The sequence below is a fragment of the Hominimerdicola alba genome, from assembly GCF_900109655.1.
Taxonomy (GTDB): domain Bacteria; phylum Bacillota; class Clostridia; order Oscillospirales; family Ruminococcaceae; genus Hominimerdicola; species Hominimerdicola alba_B.
In genome coordinates this window covers 41,779-59,056 of record NZ_FOAT01000001.1, presented here as the reverse complement: position 1 = coordinate 59,056, position 17,278 = coordinate 41,779, and the positions used below count along the sequence as shown (strand labels likewise).

The 17,278-nt window shown below is 43.1% G+C and carries 16 protein-coding genes; 8 read left to right on the top strand and 8 right to left on the bottom strand.

Going from position 1 to position 17,278, the window contains the following annotated elements; all coding sequences use genetic code 11:
- The first annotated feature begins 3 nt into the window (after positions 1–3).
- The 3 genes from BMY75_RS00280 to BMY75_RS00270 are packed head-to-tail and all read left to right on the top strand — an operon-like array spanning position 4 to position 3,649.
- A complete protein-coding gene (locus BMY75_RS00280) occupies positions 4–558 on the top strand; it encodes an immunity 42 family protein (RefSeq protein WP_074827940.1) in 555 nt (184 codons plus the stop codon).
- Complete coding sequence (locus BMY75_RS00275; RefSeq protein ID WP_170844225.1) at positions 515–2,776, top strand: glycoside hydrolase family 3 C-terminal domain-containing protein; 2,262 nt, start codon at positions 515–517, stop codon at positions 2,774–2,776. Before BMY75_RS00280 ends, BMY75_RS00275 begins: the two co-directional genes overlap by 44 nt.
- Positions 2,777–2,779: 3 nt before the next feature.
- Positions 2,780–3,649 carry a ComEA family DNA-binding protein gene (locus BMY75_RS00270; protein WP_074827934.1) on the top strand — a complete coding sequence of 290 codons (870 nt, stop codon included), beginning with the start codon at positions 2,780–2,782 and terminating at the stop codon, positions 3,647–3,649.
- A gap of 84 nt (positions 3,650–3,733) precedes the next feature.
- Here the strand turns inward: BMY75_RS00270 and BMY75_RS00265 are convergent, their stop codons facing one another.
- Positions 3,734–4,618, bottom strand: a complete 885-nt coding sequence (locus tag BMY75_RS00265; protein WP_074827931.1) for a fibronectin type III domain-containing protein — start codon at positions 4,616–4,618, stop codon at positions 3,734–3,736.
- A gap of 435 nt (positions 4,619–5,053) precedes the next feature.
- Between BMY75_RS00265 and BMY75_RS00260 the strand changes: the two genes are divergently transcribed.
- Entirely contained in the window at positions 5,054–5,971 is a 918-nt protein-coding gene (locus BMY75_RS00260) for a S1 RNA-binding domain-containing protein (RefSeq protein WP_074827928.1), read from the top strand.
- Between the two features lie 48 nt (positions 5,972–6,019).
- Here the strand turns inward: BMY75_RS00260 and BMY75_RS00255 are convergent, their stop codons facing one another.
- From BMY75_RS00255 to BMY75_RS00225, 7 genes are all read right to left on the bottom strand, one after another.
- Positions 6,020–7,117, bottom strand: a complete 1,098-nt coding sequence (locus tag BMY75_RS00255; protein WP_074827925.1) for a zinc metalloprotease — start codon at positions 7,115–7,117, stop codon at positions 6,020–6,022.
- Complete coding sequence (locus tag BMY75_RS00250) at positions 7,117–8,385, bottom strand: replication-associated recombination protein A (protein WP_170844224.1); 1,269 nt, start codon at positions 8,383–8,385, stop codon at positions 7,117–7,119. The genes BMY75_RS00255 and BMY75_RS00250 overlap by 1 nt, the downstream gene beginning before the upstream one ends.
- Before the next feature lie 11 nt (positions 8,386–8,396).
- Positions 8,397–8,687, bottom strand: a complete 291-nt coding sequence (locus BMY75_RS00245) for a hypothetical protein (RefSeq protein WP_074827923.1) — start codon at positions 8,685–8,687, stop codon at positions 8,397–8,399.
- Positions 8,688–8,873: 186 nt separating this feature from the next.
- Positions 8,874–9,422, bottom strand: a complete 549-nt coding sequence (locus tag BMY75_RS00240) for a hypothetical protein (protein WP_074827920.1) — start codon at positions 9,420–9,422, stop codon at positions 8,874–8,876.
- A gap of 52 nt (positions 9,423–9,474) precedes the next feature.
- Positions 9,475–11,424, bottom strand: a complete 1,950-nt coding sequence (locus BMY75_RS00235; RefSeq protein WP_074827916.1) for a fructose-1,6-bisphosphatase — start codon at positions 11,422–11,424, stop codon at positions 9,475–9,477.
- Between the two features lie 34 nt (positions 11,425–11,458).
- The gene (locus BMY75_RS00230) at positions 11,459–11,749 is read right to left on the bottom strand and encodes a hypothetical protein (RefSeq protein WP_074827913.1); all 291 of its coding nucleotides are present in this window, start codon (positions 11,747–11,749) and stop codon (positions 11,459–11,461) included.
- 136 nt (positions 11,750–11,885) lie between these two features.
- Complete coding sequence (locus BMY75_RS00225) at positions 11,886–12,443, bottom strand: flavin reductase family protein (RefSeq protein ID WP_074827910.1); 558 nt, start codon at positions 12,441–12,443, stop codon at positions 11,886–11,888.
- Positions 12,444–12,735: 292 nt separating this feature from the next.
- Here BMY75_RS00225 and BMY75_RS00220 point away from each other — a divergent pair, with 292 nt between their 5' ends.
- From BMY75_RS00220 to pckA, 4 genes are all read left to right on the top strand, one after another.
- Entirely contained in the window at positions 12,736–13,761 is a 1,026-nt protein-coding gene (locus tag BMY75_RS00220) for a glycoside hydrolase family 5 protein (protein WP_074827907.1), read from the top strand.
- Between the two features lie 165 nt (positions 13,762–13,926).
- A complete protein-coding gene (locus tag BMY75_RS00215) occupies positions 13,927–14,841 on the top strand; it encodes a ribonuclease Z (RefSeq protein WP_074827903.1) in 915 nt (304 codons plus the stop codon).
- Between the two features lie 23 nt (positions 14,842–14,864).
- Positions 14,865–15,239, top strand: coding sequence for an Imm6 family immunity protein (locus BMY75_RS00210; protein WP_170844223.1), 375 nt, complete (start codon positions 14,865–14,867; stop codon positions 15,237–15,239).
- 368 nt (positions 15,240–15,607) lie between these two features.
- Positions 15,608–17,221, top strand: coding sequence for a phosphoenolpyruvate carboxykinase (ATP) (gene pckA, locus BMY75_RS00205; RefSeq protein WP_074827897.1), 1,614 nt, complete (start codon positions 15,608–15,610; stop codon positions 17,219–17,221).
- Positions 17,222–17,278: the final 57 nt, after the last annotated feature.

The window sequence follows — 17,278 nt, the reverse complement described above, 5'->3', positions numbered from 1 at the left end:
CAAATGTTCATAGGTGATGTAAAATATCCCTGCAATTTCGGATTTATGGTAGAGTATATCCCCGAATGGAGCGACAGCAGTTTCAAGAACGGTCTGATGTTCATGATGATGAACGATGAACTCTATCCCAAAAACGTCAGGACCACTACTTTCAACTCTGAACTTCCCGATTTGCTTTCTGAAAACTCGGCTATGAAAAAACCTGTGATCGATAAAAAGCTTTATCACACGGAAAGTGAAAAGCTTTTTGAAATAATGGCAGACAAAACTTATGGAAAAGAACGTGACGCTTGGTATGACGGTACGTTTCAGATACCCTTTCACGAAATAAACGATGACAGATGGAGCGTTTTTATAATATCGGACGGAGATAATATCAAGCTGATGTCGGGAGAATGGCGGGACGGAGATATACATTTTCACGATGAACTAGAGATACCATCAAAAAAATATTTTGAAACGATAAAAGCACTTGAAGAGTTTTACAATACACTAAGCTCAGGAAACGGAGGTCATGAAAATGAACATCAAGAAAATACTGAAAGAACTGACACTTGAAGAGAAAGCAAGTCTTTGCTCGGGAGCTGATTTCTGGCACACAAAGGCTGTTGAAAGGCTGGCAATACCTCAGATAATGGTTTCGGACGGTCCTCACGGTTTACGAAAAAACGATGAGGATTCTGCTAACCCGCAGGAAGCCATAAAAGCAGTATGCTTCCCCACAGCAAGCGCTCTGGCTTGTTCATTCGACAGAAATCTGCTAACAGCCATGGGCAAAGCACTGGGCGAGGAATGTCAGGCTGAAAAAGTTTCCGTTATACTGGGACCCGGCTGTAACATCAAGCGTTCACCCCTTTGCGGCAGAAATTTCGAGTATTTTTCCGAAGATCCTTATCTCGCTTCCGAAATGGCGGCAGCGCAGATAAAGGGTGTTCAGAGCAAGGGTGTGGGAACTTCGCTGAAACATTTCGCGGCGAACAATCAGGAAACACGCAGAATGACCGTAAACGAAAGGATAGATGAAAGAACTCTCCGCGAGATATACCTTGCCGCCTTTGAGGGTGCTGTCAAACAGGCTTCGCCGTGGACTGTCATGTGTTCCTACAACCGTATCAACGGATATCATTCATCACAGAACAAATGGCTTCTGACAGATGTGCTGAGAAACGACTGGGGTTACGACGGTCTTGTAATGAGTGACTGGGGCGCTGTTGATGACAGAGTTGAGGGCATCAAAGCAGGACTTGACCTTGAAATGCCAGCAAGTTTCGGCAAGAATGACAAGATGATAGTTGATTCAGTAAATAATGGAAAACTAAACATGAAAGCCCTTGACAAATGCGTTGAACGTGTTCTTAAACTGGTGGATAAAGCAGAAGATAGCCGCAATACATGTGAATGGGACATGGAAGCACATCACGAACTTGCTGCCAAGATTGCGGAACAGTGTGCTGTTCTTCTCAAAAACGATGATGATATTCTTCCTCTCAACAAAGAGGAAAAGATATGCTTCATCGGTGAGTTTGCTGATAAGCCAAGATATCAGGGCGGAGGAAGTTCACATATAAATTCTTTCAAAGTAACTTCCGCGCTTGAAGCCGCAAAGGATTTCTGCAAAGTTGAATACGCCCAGGGTTATATCACAACAGAAGACAAGACCGACCCGAAACTTCTTGAACAGGCAGTGGAATGTGCGAAATATAACGACAAGGTGGTAATTTTTGCAGGACTGCCCGAAAGCTTTGAATCTGAGGGCTTTGACAGGTCGCATATGAGAATGCCGGAGTGTCAGCTTGAACTGATAAGAGAAGTCAGCAAGGTCAACAAAAATATCGTTGTTGTTCTGCATAACGGTTCACCGGTTGAGCTGCCTTTCTTTGATGACATCAAGGGTCTGCTGGAAGTCTATCTCGGCGGACAGGCCATCGGCAAAGCTGCCTGCGACTTGCTTTTTGGTAAAGCAGTACCCAGTGGCAAGCTTGCTGAAAGCTGGTGCATGAAGCTGGAAGATAATCCATCATACCTGAATTTTCCCGGCGTGGGCGATGAGATAAATTACAGCGAGGGGATATTCGTTGGATACAGATACTACGACAAAAAGAAGATGGAAGTGCGCTTCCCATTTGGTTACGGACTTTCATACACACAATTCGAGTACAGCGACCTTGTTATCTCAGAAAACGAGATCAGCGATGATCAGACACTGACCGTCAGCTGTAATATCACAAACAAAGGCAAAATGACTGGCATGGAAGTAGTTCAGCTTTATGTAGGCGACAAAGAATCGTCGGTATCAAGACCTGTAAAAGAACTCAAAGGCTTTGAAAAAGTCAGCCTGAGACCGGGCGAGACAAAGAAAGTATTTTTCAGCCTTGACAAGAGGGCTTTCGCTTATTACGAAACAGCGATTAATGACTGGTTCGTTGAATACGGCGAGTTCGAGATAATGATAGGCTCTTCATCAAGAGATATAAGACTTTCGGGCTCGGTATACGTCAACAGCAAATCCAAGCTGCCTGTTCAGTTCACTTTTAACAGCACGGTAGGCGATGTTCTTTCATGCAGTGAAGGTCGCGAGGTATTCGGCGGATTTATTGAAAAAATATGCTGCAGTATGTTTGATTCTGCTGTAAGCGGTATCGGAATGGACATGGCAATGGCGATGATACGAGAAGCACCGCTGAGAGGCATAATCACAAACGACAGCAGACCTGAGATAAACAGAGTTTGGCTGCAGGAAATGCTTGACAAACTGAATGCAATGTTAGAGGAGTAAACAATGAATAACGATATGCGTGAAAAGGCAAAGAAATACGGTATCTATGCAGTGCTGGCAGCAGCACTGCTGATATCAGCTGCCGTTTCCGCAGTTATTGATAAAAAAGACAGCAAGAGAGTTATCATTTACAGCACATCTGAAACCGAAAACAATATGGCGGAAGATGAAAGCAGCAAGGCAAAATCCGAGAAGAGCAAAAAAGTCACAACGAAAAAGACTTCAAAAGTGACCGAAGCAAAGACCACAAAACAGACTACTTCCAAAACCTCAAAAACATCCAAGGTCAGCACTTCAAAAACTCATAAAGAAACCACCGACAAAAGGGCGGATATAAACTTCCCTATCGATATCAACCTTGTGACATTCGATGAACTGATGGCGATCAACGGAGTAGGTGAAAGCACCGCTTACGCGATACTTGATCTGAGAGACAGGCTCGGTTTGATAACCTACATGGAACAGCTCCTTGAAATTTCAGGAATTGGTGAGAGTAAGCTTGCTATGCTTTCGGAGTATCTTTATGTTAACGATGCAGATTATTCTCCGCCGCCCGAAACAGTTACTGAAGTACACACTACCATCCCATCTGAAACTCCACCACCAGAGGAGAATGACAGAAAATCTCCCGAAGATACCGCATCTTCCGTAGAATCAGAACCCAACGATGAACGAAAACCGGTCAACATAAACGAAGTAGATAAGGAAGAACTGATGCAATGTCTGCTGATAGATGAAGAGCTTGCTGAAAGTATCCTTGAGATACGCGAACAGCTGGGCGGAAAGTACGAAAACTCTCTTCAGCTTTTGTATGTAAAGGGCATCAGCAAGAATATGCTCTCGGAGATCAAAGAATATATATTACTTGAATAAACATAGATCCCGCGGATACAGCTTATCCGCGGGATCTTTTGCGCACAAAAAACGTTCCCGATAACGGGAACGTCAGAATCAATATTAGCCCCAGTAGGTTCTCCAGATGGAAAAATAACCCCACGGGATTTTAAAAGAGTATGCGATCTTACTGCTGTTGGTGTAGTAGCTTCTGTTGCACCAGTAGTAAACGCTGTAATCGTTCTTTATGCCCTTGTAGGAAGTAGTTCCGTAAACAGCACCCCAGACAGCTACCTTGCACTTATCGGCAACGTTGCTGTAATTGCAGCCGTCTCTTGTAAGACCGTAGTCCGACATAAATCCGCCGCTCTGGTAGATAATTGACTGGATATTGCTGTAATTCTTGTAGAAAGGAGTCCACAGGGGGTCGTTGCAGTACTTAGCAGAAACAAAGCGGTTAACAACGCAGTCGGATACATAAACGATGGGTTTATCCCACATACTGTCATTTATTCTGCCAACCTCGTGGTAAACTATACGGCACATAGCCTCCCAGCCTGCTTTATCGTAGTTCATACGCGCAGTGCGGATAGTCTGTACAGGCGAGAAAGAAGAATAGGTGTTACCCGAATAAATAGCTCTTACTTTGAATTTATACTCAGTGGCGCGGGAGAGCTTTTTAACAGATACAACGTTGTTGGTTGTAGTGCAGTATCTTGTCCAGCTCTTGTACTTTCCACCCTTGATATAAACCTGATATCTGTTTGCTCCCTTGGTCTTGCCCCAGTGGAGAGTTATGGTATCTATCTGTTTGTTGTACGGATGAGTGTAAGAAGACTCATAGGTCTTTTCGGCTGCAAACTTAGGAACTGCTGCATTAGCTGAAGTCAAAGCCGAAGCCCTGACACCTGACATATCAGTCATAACGAACACGATAGCAAGCGTCATCACGATAACTGCTATTTTCTTCAAATTCACCATTAACTTGTTTCTGTTAATAATACTCATTTCCAAATCTGACACGGCTTACCGAGGTATTATCTTTATCCCGTCGGAAAACCTGCCGTTTCACATCCTTTCTTTATTTTAGTCCAGCTTACGCAAGTAAATCGATCGTTTGTTGTCCCGAAGAAAACCCAAAATCAAAAGCTGTCTGAAATATCTGAATTTATGTAACGATTTGTAATCGTAAACACCGCATTTCACACCAAAAATTACGATTTGATTACAAACAATGCACATAGTTTATCACATTGTTGAAAATTTGTCAAGCGCCCGACAAAAAATACTATGATTTTGCACAAATCCCCAAAAGATAGTATGATTAATTTAGGACGTTTTGCATAGTATATTACAGCAAATCAAGATTTTGTATAACAGACTGATAAAGACATCAACAGATAGTGACCCCAAAAAAGTCACAAGAGAAAGAGGTGCAAAGAAATGATGAAATACTTACCCGAGGGCAGGATGTTCAACTCCCCGGAAAACAGGTTCTATCTTCAAAATGCAGAAAACATGGCAGAGGCTATGACGCGCGGACTGATACTGGAAGGACACGCTGTGATGTGTACCACAGAACACGATCTTGTGGTGGAGCTTCCCTTCGGAAAAGGCATCATCCCTCGGACAGAGGGCGCCCTTGGTATAGCCGAAGGAACTACGAGAGATATCGCCTTGCTTTCAAGGGTAAACAAGACGGTTTGCTTTAAAGTGATCGACATTGTAACAGATGAAAACGGCGTGACTGCAGTCCTATCCCGCCGTGCGGCGCAGGAAGAATGTCTGGAAAAATACATATCAAAACTTCAGTGCGGCGACGTTATCCCTGCAAAGATCACACACCTTGAACCATTCGGGGCTTTTGTAGACATCGGCTGCGGCATACCGTCACTTATACCTATTGATGCAATATCTGTATCGCGAATATCCCACCCCAATGACAGATTTTTCAATGGACAGGATATTTATGCAGCAGTTAAGAATATCTCAGGAGACAGGATATGCCTGACACACAAAGAACTGCTCGGCACATGGCAGCAGAATGCTCAGCTGTTTTCCGCAGGTGAGACTGTGGGCGGAGTTATACGCTCTGTGGAAGATTACGGCATCTTCATCGAGCTTGCGCCGAACCTAGCAGGTCTTGCAGAACTCAAGGATGGTGTCGCCGCAGGACAGGCGGCAAGTGTATATATAAAAGCCTTGATACCCGAAAAAATGAAAGTCAAGCTGATAATAGTTGACGTTTTTGAAAACCTATGTTTTCCGAGTAAAATCAATTATTTCATTAGTTCAGGCAGACTTGAAAGATGGGAATATTCAACCAAGGAATGTAGCAGAAAACTGGTTTCGGTTTTCTAAACGCCAAAAGAAATGCGGAGAAATAATTTTTTCTCCGCATTAGTAATGTCAGTAATTTTCCTTGATATACTCCATCAGAGCCATTTCGGCTTTTGCTTCACCGGGATTCAAATAATCCTCGCTCATTGTAGCTGCCAAGTTGTATTCCTTGTCAGCGTTGATCTTATCCTTCTTATATATATAATAGTATACGTACATAAGACGGTGTCTGCCTATCATCGTCTTACCAGAAACAGTGATGTATTTTTTTAGTTCATCATCATAGAGTCCATCTATCTCCTTAGGGGAAGCACCTGTAAGTATCAGACAGCATAGCAGTTCACAGGAGCTCTCAAGCCTTATGAGATTTACCGTCTTTTCATTATCTAAGATCGCCTTGAATCGGGATTTAGCAGACTCAAATTCTCTTCGTTCCAAATCCCTTGTACCGTTTATAGCTTCGATACTCGAAGCTATGATTGATCCGTTTGGATCGTCGCCATCAAACAAGCTATCGGGCATAGAGTCAAGTGTTTCACCTTGATATTGTCTTCCGTTAATGATAAGAGCATTCAGCGTTAATCTGCGAGCCGTCAGAGAACGTATCTGTTCCATGATATGCGAGCCATCGTTTGGAAGTCCAACAGCTTTCAGAGGTATCAGATTCAAAACTCCAAGAAATATTGATATTACTGCTGCCCCTTTGAAGATGGTATAAAGTATCATACTTGTAGTGTTCAGAAAAATCAAACTGTATAGTCCCGCAGTGATAAGATTAAAGAGGCCTCCACCTGCGTGATACCAAAAGTAAGGTATGTCCTCATCTTTTTCCACCATATCATGTGTAAGCAGGCACTGTCCAGCTGTTCCTGGGATCGAATATTTTCTTACAACAAACTTTCCGTTCTGCCTTAAAATGGTAAAACTCCCAATTCTGAAAGATACAAATTTGTAGCCTGTCAACAGCCCCATCACAAGATGTCCGCTCTCATGGATAATTATACTGATAAAATACCATACGATGAGGGCAGCTACAAATAACAGCATATAGCGTCCACCAGGCTTTTTGCCGCCGCCCGATGACATGATAATACCCGCAGCCGCACCAATCAGTGCGCCTATTACCATCATGAGCAGATTATTCTTTTTATTCTTTTTCGATTTCATTATTTCTCCTTGATCTTCTGCCAGTACAGCTTAGCTGCCTGCTCTGCCTTATTTTCGCCGTAATTGTAGTACACACGGTCTTTAAGCGCATCGGGGAGATACTGCTGTTTTACCCAGTGGTCGGGATAATCATGTGGGTAGAGATAGTGCTGTCCTTTCACCTTTACTTCTGCGCCGTCAAAATGCTTGTTTTGCAGGTGACGCGGAAAATCAAGCGGACCGCTGTTTTTTACATCTTCAAGTGCGGTATTGATAGCCATGTAAGCGCTGTTTGATTTGGGAGAAGTCGCAAGCATTATAACAGCTTCGGCAAGAGGTATACGTGCCTCGGGCAATCCAAGCTGAAGAGCCGAATCTACGCATGATTTTGTTATAACCGCCGCCATAGGGTATGCAAGACCAACATCCTCGCTGGCTATAACAAGCAATCTTCGGCAGAGCGATATGATATCTCCCGCTTCAATAAGCCTTGCGGCATAGTGTATCGCGGCATTCTCATCAGAACCGCGTATAGATTTCTGTAAAGCCGAAAGGATATCGTAATGCTCGTCGCCTTCCCTGTCGTAACGCATATTGCTTCGCTGGGTAAGCTCGCGGACTGTATCCATTTTTACAAGAAGCTCACCTTTTGAACCGTTTTCAGCCGAAAGTACACAAAGTTCCACTGTGTTTATGGACTTTCTCACATCGCCGCCGCAGCCTCGCGAGATATGCTCGATGACACCATCTTCAATAATGACCTCAGTGCCCATATCCTGCGCCATAAGGTCAAAAGCCCGCTTTATGGCAGGGCTTATCTGCTCAGGTGTAACGGGCTTGAACTCGAACACAGTCGAACGGCTGATTATGGCATTATATACATAAAAATATGGATTTTCCGTAGTCGAAGATATCAGCGTTATCTTGCCGTTCTCGATATATTCAAGCAGAGACTGCTGCTGCTTTTTATTCAGATACTGTATCTCGTCAAGGTACAGCAGAATACCGTTCATTCCGCCGATCATCTCTGTCTCTGCGATTATCTGCTTGATATCAGCCACAGATGCAGATGTGCCGTTGAGCTTGTACATGGTCATATTGGCATTTTCAGCTATAAATCTCGCTATCGTGGTCTTGCCGACACCGGAAGGACCATAGAATATCAGATTTGGTATAGTACCGCTTTCTATTATACGTCTCAGCGGCTTGCCCTCCCCCATAAGATGGGACTGACCAACTATTTCATCAAGCGTTTTGGGTCTTATCCGTTCCGCCAGTGGTATACTCATTATTCATTCTCCTAATCAAAAACATTCTGGATATCAGGCAGTTTCAGTTCATAAGCTCGGCTGTTTATCTTTTTCAGCAGATAATTCCTAGCCACCATGACCGCAGGCTGATACTTTGTATTTTCCACACCGATATTCACGCGGTATATTATAAACTGACCCGAGGATATCTTCATCACTATATGGTTCTGACCCTCGAATGAACCTTGAAGTATAGCATTCGACTTGACAAAATGCCACAATTCGTTATAGGTCAGATCGGTGACCTCGTCTTCAAGAAACTGCTTTATCAGCTCTTCCATTTTAAGACCTCCCCGCCTTATTCTGAAAATATGCGATCAATGCCTTTTTATGACAATTCCGCCGAAACATATTATAACATATTTTTTTACAAAATTCAACACAAAACGTAAAACCGACCCCGCAAGTTACGAAGTCGGTCATAAAATCATACCACTATAAATTATATCAGCAGAAGCGCAGATAGGCTACGCTACCGAATATGAAGATACTACTGTCCATTGATCATTTATGTATTCCATATACAACCTGTCAGGAACACCTTCATATCCTTTTCCACAGTTTTGCATTTTACCATCTTTGATATAATTTGCTTTATAGCTATATCCGTAGAAGAAAATTGCTTTATTCTTAAATCTCAAAACAGCAGTTTCTTCAAGATCAAAATCTTCATCGGTCATCTCGTACTCTTCGTTTGATAAAAAATCACGTGGATTTATATATTCAAAGATCTGAGCGGGAATTATATCTTTAAGTTCATCGCTGATTTCTCCATTGAGCCTGAATGATTCATTAATTATCTCTATCCCGAGATTTCTGATCTCTTCATTATTAAAATCTATCAGAAATCTTGTGTCCCAGACACCCAGATATTCTGCGTCGGTCTTATTGGGGAGATCTTTATTAAAATACTTGTTATGCCAGTATACATTTCTTGTTAGAACAAAAAATACCGTAAACACACATACCACCAGTAAAGCCGAAATAATGATAGTTATTTTTTTCTTCTTTGTCATATTGCACCACATATTTATAGCAATATACTATTATATATTATAATAGTATACGTCACAATGTTCTTCTGTCGATATCCTTTTTCTGCTTGATGATACCCGAGCGGTAAGCTTTCAGCAGTTCGCGGAGATCATTTATCTTGGCAAGTAGTTCCTCGCCCCTGTCGGTATCGCAGATGTTCGCACGATGATCGAAACGCTCCACAAGATGAAGAATCGGAGTGTGTTCGCTCTCACCTGCTATAAATGGCTTATGCTCGGCAAGATTAAGGCTGTGGCTGTCGCAAATAAGTGTGTAGCCCGCGATTCCTGTAGCTTTCTGATAAGCCTTTGAGATACCGCCGTCAATGACAAACAGCTTTCCGCCCGCCTTTACAGGACTTTCGCCGTTCTTTATCTTCACAGGCACATGACCGTTGATGATATGTCCCCTTTCAGGATCTATCCCGAACATTTCAAGTATTCTCATGCAGACATCAGCGTTCTCGGAGAACTGATAATAAGGGTTATAATTCTCGGTGTGAAGAGATTTGTCGTCTATGAAATATCTTTCAAAGAATGCCATCTTGTCCTTGCCATAAAGGGGCGAACGAGGTCCGCACCACAGATACCACAGCAGGTCGGCAGAGTTCTCCTTTTCTTCACCGCTATGAAGATAATATGCCTTGTTAGCAACTTCGTCCAGCTTATCAAGAAGTGCCTTGCCCGAATATTCTTCGCCCTCTATCTTTACGGAAAGCAGTTCACCCTTATCATCAAGAGGGATACAGCCGTGGAAAAGCAGATTGCCATTGATGGTGTTGTACATTGAACCGTTGGTATACAGAAAACGCATATGGTCGGCGAGCTTTTCACTGTGCATAAAGGAATTCGCAAGGACGGTCATAAGCTCGTTTTCCGCATCGGTCAGGGCGAGAGGATCATCCTTGTTGACTGTGGGGAAATTCTTGTCGAGAAGTTCATAGGTCTTTCCGTTAAGCTTAACTGTGCCGTTTTCGGGGTCGATATTGCTGAACAAATCGCGGTCATCCATATCCCATTCAGGGTGACGTTTTATCAGCTGACTTTCAAGCTTAAGCTGTATGATTGTTATCGCCTTGTGCATTTTCGCAACAAGATCGGTATCCACAGGGTCATAAATATTATCATCAAGAGTATGGGGCATAAAGATTGTGCAGGGGTCGTCCTTGTAGACTTCGCCAGCAAAAACCGCAAGGGCTCGGAGATTCAGACCGTAGCCGTCTTCAAGGATATCAAAATTGTTATACCTCATGGAAATGCGGATAACATTGGCTATCAGCGCTCTATTGCCCGAAGCCGCACCCATCCATGAAATATCGTGATTACCCCACTGTATATCAACATCGTGCATCTTCATCAGTTCATCCACGATGATATCTGCGCGTGGACCTCTATCGAAGATATCACCGATAATGTGCAGGCTGTCTATCGCAAGGGACTGTATCACCTTGCAGAGTTCCTTGATGAAATGGTCGGCTATGCCTGTATCAAGGATCGTGGTGATTATCTCGTCGTAGTAATAATCCTTAACAATATCATCGGTGACATTGAGTAGTTCATCGAGGATATAGACCATATCCTGAGGGATACTGTTTCTCACGCGGGAACGTGTGTACTTTGCTGAAACAGCTTCAAGCACGATTATAAGACGGTATATAGTCAGACTGCGCCACTCATCGGTGAGAAGTCCTGCTTTTTTAAGGCGCTTCTGCTCCTTGTCGGGATAGTAGATAAGGGCGGCAAGAGCCTCTCTTTCAGCGGAAGATACAGTTTTTCCGAGAGTGAGGTCTATTTTGATCTTTATCATGCCAGAAGCACTTTTGAGCATATGCAGAAAAGCTTCGTACTCACCATGCATATCACTGAAAAAGTATTCTGTGCCTTTGGGCAGACAGCGTATAGCCGAAAGATTGACTATCTCACTGGCGGCACTGTCTATATTTGGGAACTCCTTGGACAGGAGCTGTAAGTATTTCTTGTCCATTTATGTCACACTTTCTTAAGGATTATTCGGGTCATCAGCTGAGGTCATAGCTCTTATAGCCTGCCTCACTAATGATAGACTGAAGTTTTAAAAACTCGCGCTCATTAACTGTTTTGCTCAGCAGACCAGTTCTGTCGAAAACGACCTTTGTGTGTCTGTCCGAGGTATAAAACTCAAAATAAGGCGGTTTAGCGCATATATCCCGCTCAGCTACACAGCTGTCCTCCCCGCATTCGGAGTAAACTATCCTGTCACCCGAAGAAAAAGTTATACCGTCATCATCGAAACTGACGATATCGGTATAGCTCCTGATGCGTTCTCTCATAATATCAGCCTTTCTTATAATTATATCACTGTAAATGAATAAATTCAACCGTTGACCGGCATATTTTTACAGAAGAAAAAAGAGTTCTTAAAACAATGAAACCGCAGCAGAAAAGCATCTGCCGCGGTATAGATCATTACATGAATCTCTTGCCTGCGTTCCAAGCACCGCCCACATTTTCACCGATAAGTCTATATGTTTTGGAAGAGGAATCATACATTATCGGCTGAAGCTTGGTAAGATCGACTTTTCCAACGGTCAGCACGGAATCATCTGCCACCATGCCGACTATCTTTGCGGTAACTCTGGTCTCACCGTACTCCTGCATGATGTCTACAACTTCACATTCGATAGCAACAGGAAGTTGATCGATGATGGGTGCATTTACCTTTCTTGAAGGTGTAACGGTAAAGCCAGCCTTTTTTAGCTTCTCGGGCTCTTTATTGAAAGAGACTATACCCACATAATCACATTCAGCAGTGTATTTCTTAGTGGCATAACTTACCGTGAAAGCTCGGTTGCGCTTGATATTTTCGGTACTGGGATGGTTGCCGAGACTTATGGATATCATATCTCTGCCAACCTGACCGACCCACGCAGCATTCATGGCATTGGGAATGCCCTCGGGACTATAGGTAGCGATAATAAAAACAGGCAGTGGAGTAACAAAACTCTTTTCAACATCAACTTTCATAATAAACAGCTCCTTTTAATATAGTATATGAAAAATCTCATTATTGACATTATACTAAATCGTGATTCATTTGTCAAGGTCAATTGTTATAATAAACTAAATCACGATAAAATTATTAGTTCAAATCGATATATAATGATAGATAAAAATCTTATCAAAATAATATATCCAATACAATTAAAGTATTGACATTAATGTTATAAATGTGGTATTATAAAAAAGGAAAATATGTTATCCTAACATTAAGAAATGATTAGGATAAAACTAAATAACATTAGGATGGAGGGCTTATATGAAAATATTTGAAGGATACCAGAAGGGCGTAGACCTTGGAGGCTGGCTCTCACAGGGCAGCTATGACAGAGAACATCTTGATACATTCATCACAAAAAAAGATATTGAAAAGATAGCAAGCTGGGGCTGCGACCACGTGAGACTTCCGATTGATTACAATATATTTGAGACCGATGAGGGAGAGCTCAAAAACGACGGTTTTGAGTACCTTGACAAGGCTCTGGAATGGTGCAAGGAATACAAACTGAATGTCCTGATAGACGTTCACAAGGTTTACGGTTATTCTTTCTATTCCGGCGATGGTCAGGAGGGCTTTTTCGATAACGAAGACCTCCAGGAAAGATTCTACAAGTGGTGGGAAAGACTTTCAAAGCGCTACGGCAAGCTTTCTGACAGAGTTGCTTTTGAACTTCTGAACGAAGTAAACGACAAGGAACTCAGCCCCAAGTGGAACAAAATCGCTGAAAAAGCTATCAAGGTGATACGCAAGGATTCTCCAGATGTTAAGATAGTTCTTGGCAGCTACTGGAACAATTCCATAGATGCTCTGGCAGATCTTGATAAGCCTTATGATGATAATATCATTTATAATTTCCACTGCTATGACCCATTTATGTTCACACATCAGGGTGCATACTGGGTAGATGAGATGCCTCAGGATTTCCGCATCGGCTACCCCGGTGATATCAAGGACTACCGTGAATCTGCAAAGGCTACAGGTCTCACAAGGATACAGGATTATCTGGACGTTCCCGACAGCGGTTTCGACCCCAGCTACTTTGAAAAACGTTTCGCATACGGTATAAGCGTCTGCAAAGAGAGAGACGTTGCTATGTACTGCGGCGAATACGGTGTTATCGACAGAGCTGATCCTAAGGAAATACTTAAATGGTATAAAGAGATCAACGCAGCATTCAAAAAGTATGGCATTGGCAGAGCCGCATGGAACTACAAGGAAAAGGACTTCGGTCTTTCTGACGAAAGAATGGCAGGCGTTATCGACGAGCTAATAAATTATCTCTGATCATTGCATGATAAGATCATAAATTTTCTCCTCTATCACCCGCAAAGTAACCCGACTTTGCGGGGATCTTTTTGTTCTAAATATTTTTCACGGTATTGATTTCTGAAGTAGGCTATGGTATAATAACAGAGTATGATATAAAGTAAAGAACAGGAGGAGATGAAAATGCCCGATATTTGTCTTGCAGGAACAGGCGGCATGCTGCCGCTGAAAAACAGGTTCCTGACAGGGTGTTTTATTGAATACAGTGGCAAAGCCATACTTATCGACTGCGGCGAGGGTATGCAGGTGGCGCTGGCAGCAGCTGATATAAAGATAAGCCGCATCGAGATGATACTTATTACCCACAATCACGCCGACCATGTGACAGGTCTGCCGGGACTGCTGCTTTCTATGGGAAACTGTTCCAGGGAAGAACCTCTGGATATCTATTTGCCCGAGAGCGCCGAGCGGGTTGTACGAAATCTGATATCTGTATGCGGCAGACTTCCCTTTGATCTCAGGCTTCATTTTCTTTCCGATAAAACGCCATCAAGCTTCATCGCGGATAAAATTGACCCCATGCTGACAGTATCTGTTTTGCCACTAAAGCACAGTGTAAAATGTCTGGGATACAGCCTGCTGCTGGAAAAGAAACCTGTTTTCCAACCCGAGAAAGCACAGGAGCTGGGAATACCTGTAAAAATGTGGAGAGTTCTCCATTCGGGTGAAGCTGTAACCCTTGATGACGGCAGAGTTATCCAGCCCGAAGACGTTACGGGAGAAAAGCGTCAACCTGTCAAGGTAACTTACGTGACAGATACTCTTCCCATAAAAGAGATAGTCCCCTTTGCTGAGGGTTCCGACCTGTTCATCTGCGAGGGTATGTACGGCGATGCCGAAAAAAAGCAGAGTATGAACGAAAAAGGTCATATGCTTATGCAGGATGCCTGCCGACTGGCTTCAGAAGCTAGTGTCAAGGAATTATGGCTGACACATTACAGTCCCGCAGAAAAGCACCCCGAGAACTTTGAAAAAGAGCTTAAAAAGCTGTTCCCGAATGTGCTGATTTCCAAAGACGGTGAGAAAAAAACATTATGATCGAATATGCGACAGGATACCTATTGAAAATTACCGAAATTAAAAAAGATATCATAGGCTCAGACCGTGCAGACTATTGCCGATCGTTGATCGAAAGATTCAGCTGTAAAACATACACAGCAAATGAGCTTTATGGCTTCGTAACTGATGAAGATGGTCTTTACACATTTGCGGAAAATTCTGCCAACAAGGCTGAAGAAGCTTTCTGGCAGGCGTTCCTTTCGGTATCCATGTGTATTATATGTGCAAAATATCAGGAGAAAGGACAAAAATATCTCCCTGAAGATATAGAATCGATTCAAGCAGAAAAGCTTGACAGTTTTTTCGCTTACCTAAAAAATGAAGAACCGGAGCCTAAGGACTGTTATACCATTTTTTGCGATACGGTATGCCTATAAAGTATAACGGTATTGCAGGATTGATATAATACAAATTCAAAGATGTACTGTTTCAAAAGTTTCGCGAAACAAACTTTTCATCGTATATAGCAGCCTTATTTCGACATTTTTCCTTATAATAGCTATATGTTTATCAGTATTAAATTTTGCATACACAACGGAATATACTTGCAAAATGCAAATAACATGGTCTTGATTTTATATGGTAAATTGTCATAATGTTAAATTTTTGTCTTATGTTTTCAAAATGCTTGACAAAGGCTGAAAATATGGTATAATAGAAATAATGAGTGCCACAATATATTGTTGTCAATACAACAGTTTTCGTGCTCAATTATACAGTTAATTATTTTAAGGAGGAAAATAAAATGGCAAATCTTGATCTTACAAAGTATGGCATTACCGGTTCAGTTGAGATCATCCGCAACCCTTCCTATGAAGAGCTCTTCAAGGAGGAGACCAAGGCAGGTCTTGAAGGTTTCGAGGTTGGACAGGAGACCGAACTGGGCGCTGTAAACGTTATGACAGGTATCTACACCGGTCGTTCACCTAAGGATAAGTTCATCGTTATGGATGAGAACTCCAAGGACACCGTTTGGTGGACAACTGACGAGTACAAGAACGACAACCACGCTGCTTCTCAGGAGACTTGGGAGGCTGTTAAGAAGATCGCTGTTGAAGAGCTCTGCAACAAGAAGCTGTTCGTAGTTGATGCTTTCTGCGGCGCTAACAAGGACACAAGAATGGCTGTTCGTTTCATCGTTGAGGTGGCATGGCAGGCACACTTTATCGAAAATATGTTCATCAAGCCCACAGCTGAGGAGCTCGAGAACTTTGAGCCTGATTTCGTTGTATACAACGCTTCCAAGGCAAAGGTTGAGAACTACAAGGAGCTGGGTCTTAATTCTGAGACAGCTGTTGTATTCAACATCACAAGCCGTGAGCAGGTTATCATCAACACATGGTACGGCGGTGAGATGAAGAAGGGTATGTTCTCTATGATGAACTACTATCTGCCTCTCAAGGGCATCGCTTCCATGCACTGCTCCGCTAACTGCGATATGGACGGCAAGCACACTGCTATCTTCTTCGGTCTTTCCGGTACCGGTAAGACAACTCTGTCTACCGATCCTAAGAGAAGACTTATCGGTGACGATGAGCACGGTTGGGACGACAACGGCGTATTCAACTTCGAGGGCGGCTGCTATGCAAAGGTTATCGGCCTTGATAAGGAATCTGAGCCTGACATCTACAACGCAATCAAGAGAGATGCTCTGCTGGAGAACGTAACTGTTGATGCTAACGGCAAGATCGACTTCGATGATAAGTCCGTAACTGAGAACACTCGTGTATCTTATCCTATCGATCACATCAACAACATCGCTTCCGAGGTAAACGGCGTTTCCGCAGGTCCTGCGGCTGAAAACGTGATCTTCCTCTCTGCTGATGCTTTCGGCGTACTGCCTCCTGTTTCTATCCTGACTGCTGAGCAGACCAAGTACTACTTCCTGTCTGGATTCACTGCAAAGCTGGCTGGTACTGAGCGCGGTATCACTGAGCCTACTCCTACATTCTCTGCTTGCTTCGGTCAGGCATTCCTCGAGCTGCATCCTACAAAGTATGCTGAAGAGCTCGTTAAGAAGATGGAGAAGAGCGGTGCTAAGGCATACCTGGTTAACACAGGCTGGAACGGCACTGGAAAGAGAATCTCCATCAAGGATACCCGTGGTATCATCGATGCTATCCTGAACGGCGATGTTCTGAAGGCTCCTACCAAGAAGATCCCCTTCTTTGATTTTGAAGTTCCTACCGAGCTGCCCGGCGTTGACTCCGGTATCCTGGATCCCAGAGATACATATGCAAATGCTTCTGAGTGGGAAGAGAAGGCAAAGGATCTGGCTAACAGATTCATCAAGAACTTCTCCAAGTACGAGGGCAACGAGGCTGGTAAGGCTCTGGTTGCTGCTGGTCCTAAGCTCTAATATTTACTTAGACTATAATTTAAAGCTCCGCATATCCTGCGGAGCTTTAATTGTATA

What these genes read in the sequence shown, in the direction of transcription:
- BMY75_RS00245 (WP_074827923.1), bottom strand. Translation starts at nt 8,687, where the DNA reads ATGGAAGAGCTGATAAAGCAGTTTCTTGAAGACGAGGTCACCGATCTG.
- BMY75_RS00235 (WP_074827916.1), bottom strand. Translation starts at nt 11,424, where the DNA reads ATGGACAAGAAATACTTACAGCTCCTGTCCAAGGAGTTCCCAAATATA.
- BMY75_RS00255 (WP_074827925.1), bottom strand. Translation starts at nt 7,117, where the DNA reads ATGAAATCGAAAAAGAATAAAAAGAATAATCTGCTCATGATGGTAATA.
- pckA (WP_074827897.1), top strand. Translation starts at nt 15,608, where the DNA reads ATGGCAAATCTTGATCTTACAAAGTATGGCATTACCGGTTCAGTTGAG.
- BMY75_RS00225 (WP_074827910.1), bottom strand. Translation starts at nt 12,443, where the DNA reads ATGAAAGTTGATGTTGAAAAGAGTTTTGTTACTCCACTGCCTGTTTTT.
- BMY75_RS00250 (WP_170844224.1), bottom strand. Translation starts at nt 8,385, where the DNA reads ATGAGTATACCACTGGCGGAACGGATAAGACCCAAAACGCTTGATGAA.
- BMY75_RS00265 (WP_074827931.1), bottom strand. Translation starts at nt 4,618, where the DNA reads ATGAGTATTATTAACAGAAACAAGTTAATGGTGAATTTGAAGAAAATA.
- BMY75_RS00260 (WP_074827928.1), top strand. Translation starts at nt 5,054, where the DNA reads ATGATGAAATACTTACCCGAGGGCAGGATGTTCAACTCCCCGGAAAAC.
- BMY75_RS00215 (WP_074827903.1), top strand. Translation starts at nt 13,927, where the DNA reads ATGCCCGATATTTGTCTTGCAGGAACAGGCGGCATGCTGCCGCTGAAA.
- BMY75_RS00240 (WP_074827920.1), bottom strand. Translation starts at nt 9,422, where the DNA reads ATGACAAAGAAGAAAAAAATAACTATCATTATTTCGGCTTTACTGGTG.
- BMY75_RS00270 (WP_074827934.1), top strand. Translation starts at nt 2,780, where the DNA reads ATGAATAACGATATGCGTGAAAAGGCAAAGAAATACGGTATCTATGCA.
- BMY75_RS00275 (WP_170844225.1), top strand. Translation starts at nt 515, where the DNA reads ATGAAAATGAACATCAAGAAAATACTGAAAGAACTGACACTTGAAGAG.
- BMY75_RS00230 (WP_074827913.1), bottom strand. Translation starts at nt 11,749, where the DNA reads ATGAGAGAACGCATCAGGAGCTATACCGATATCGTCAGTTTCGATGAT.
- BMY75_RS00280 (WP_074827940.1), top strand. Translation starts at nt 4, where the DNA reads ATGTTCATAGGTGATGTAAAATATCCCTGCAATTTCGGATTTATGGTA.
- BMY75_RS00220 (WP_074827907.1), top strand. Translation starts at nt 12,736, where the DNA reads ATGAAAATATTTGAAGGATACCAGAAGGGCGTAGACCTTGGAGGCTGG.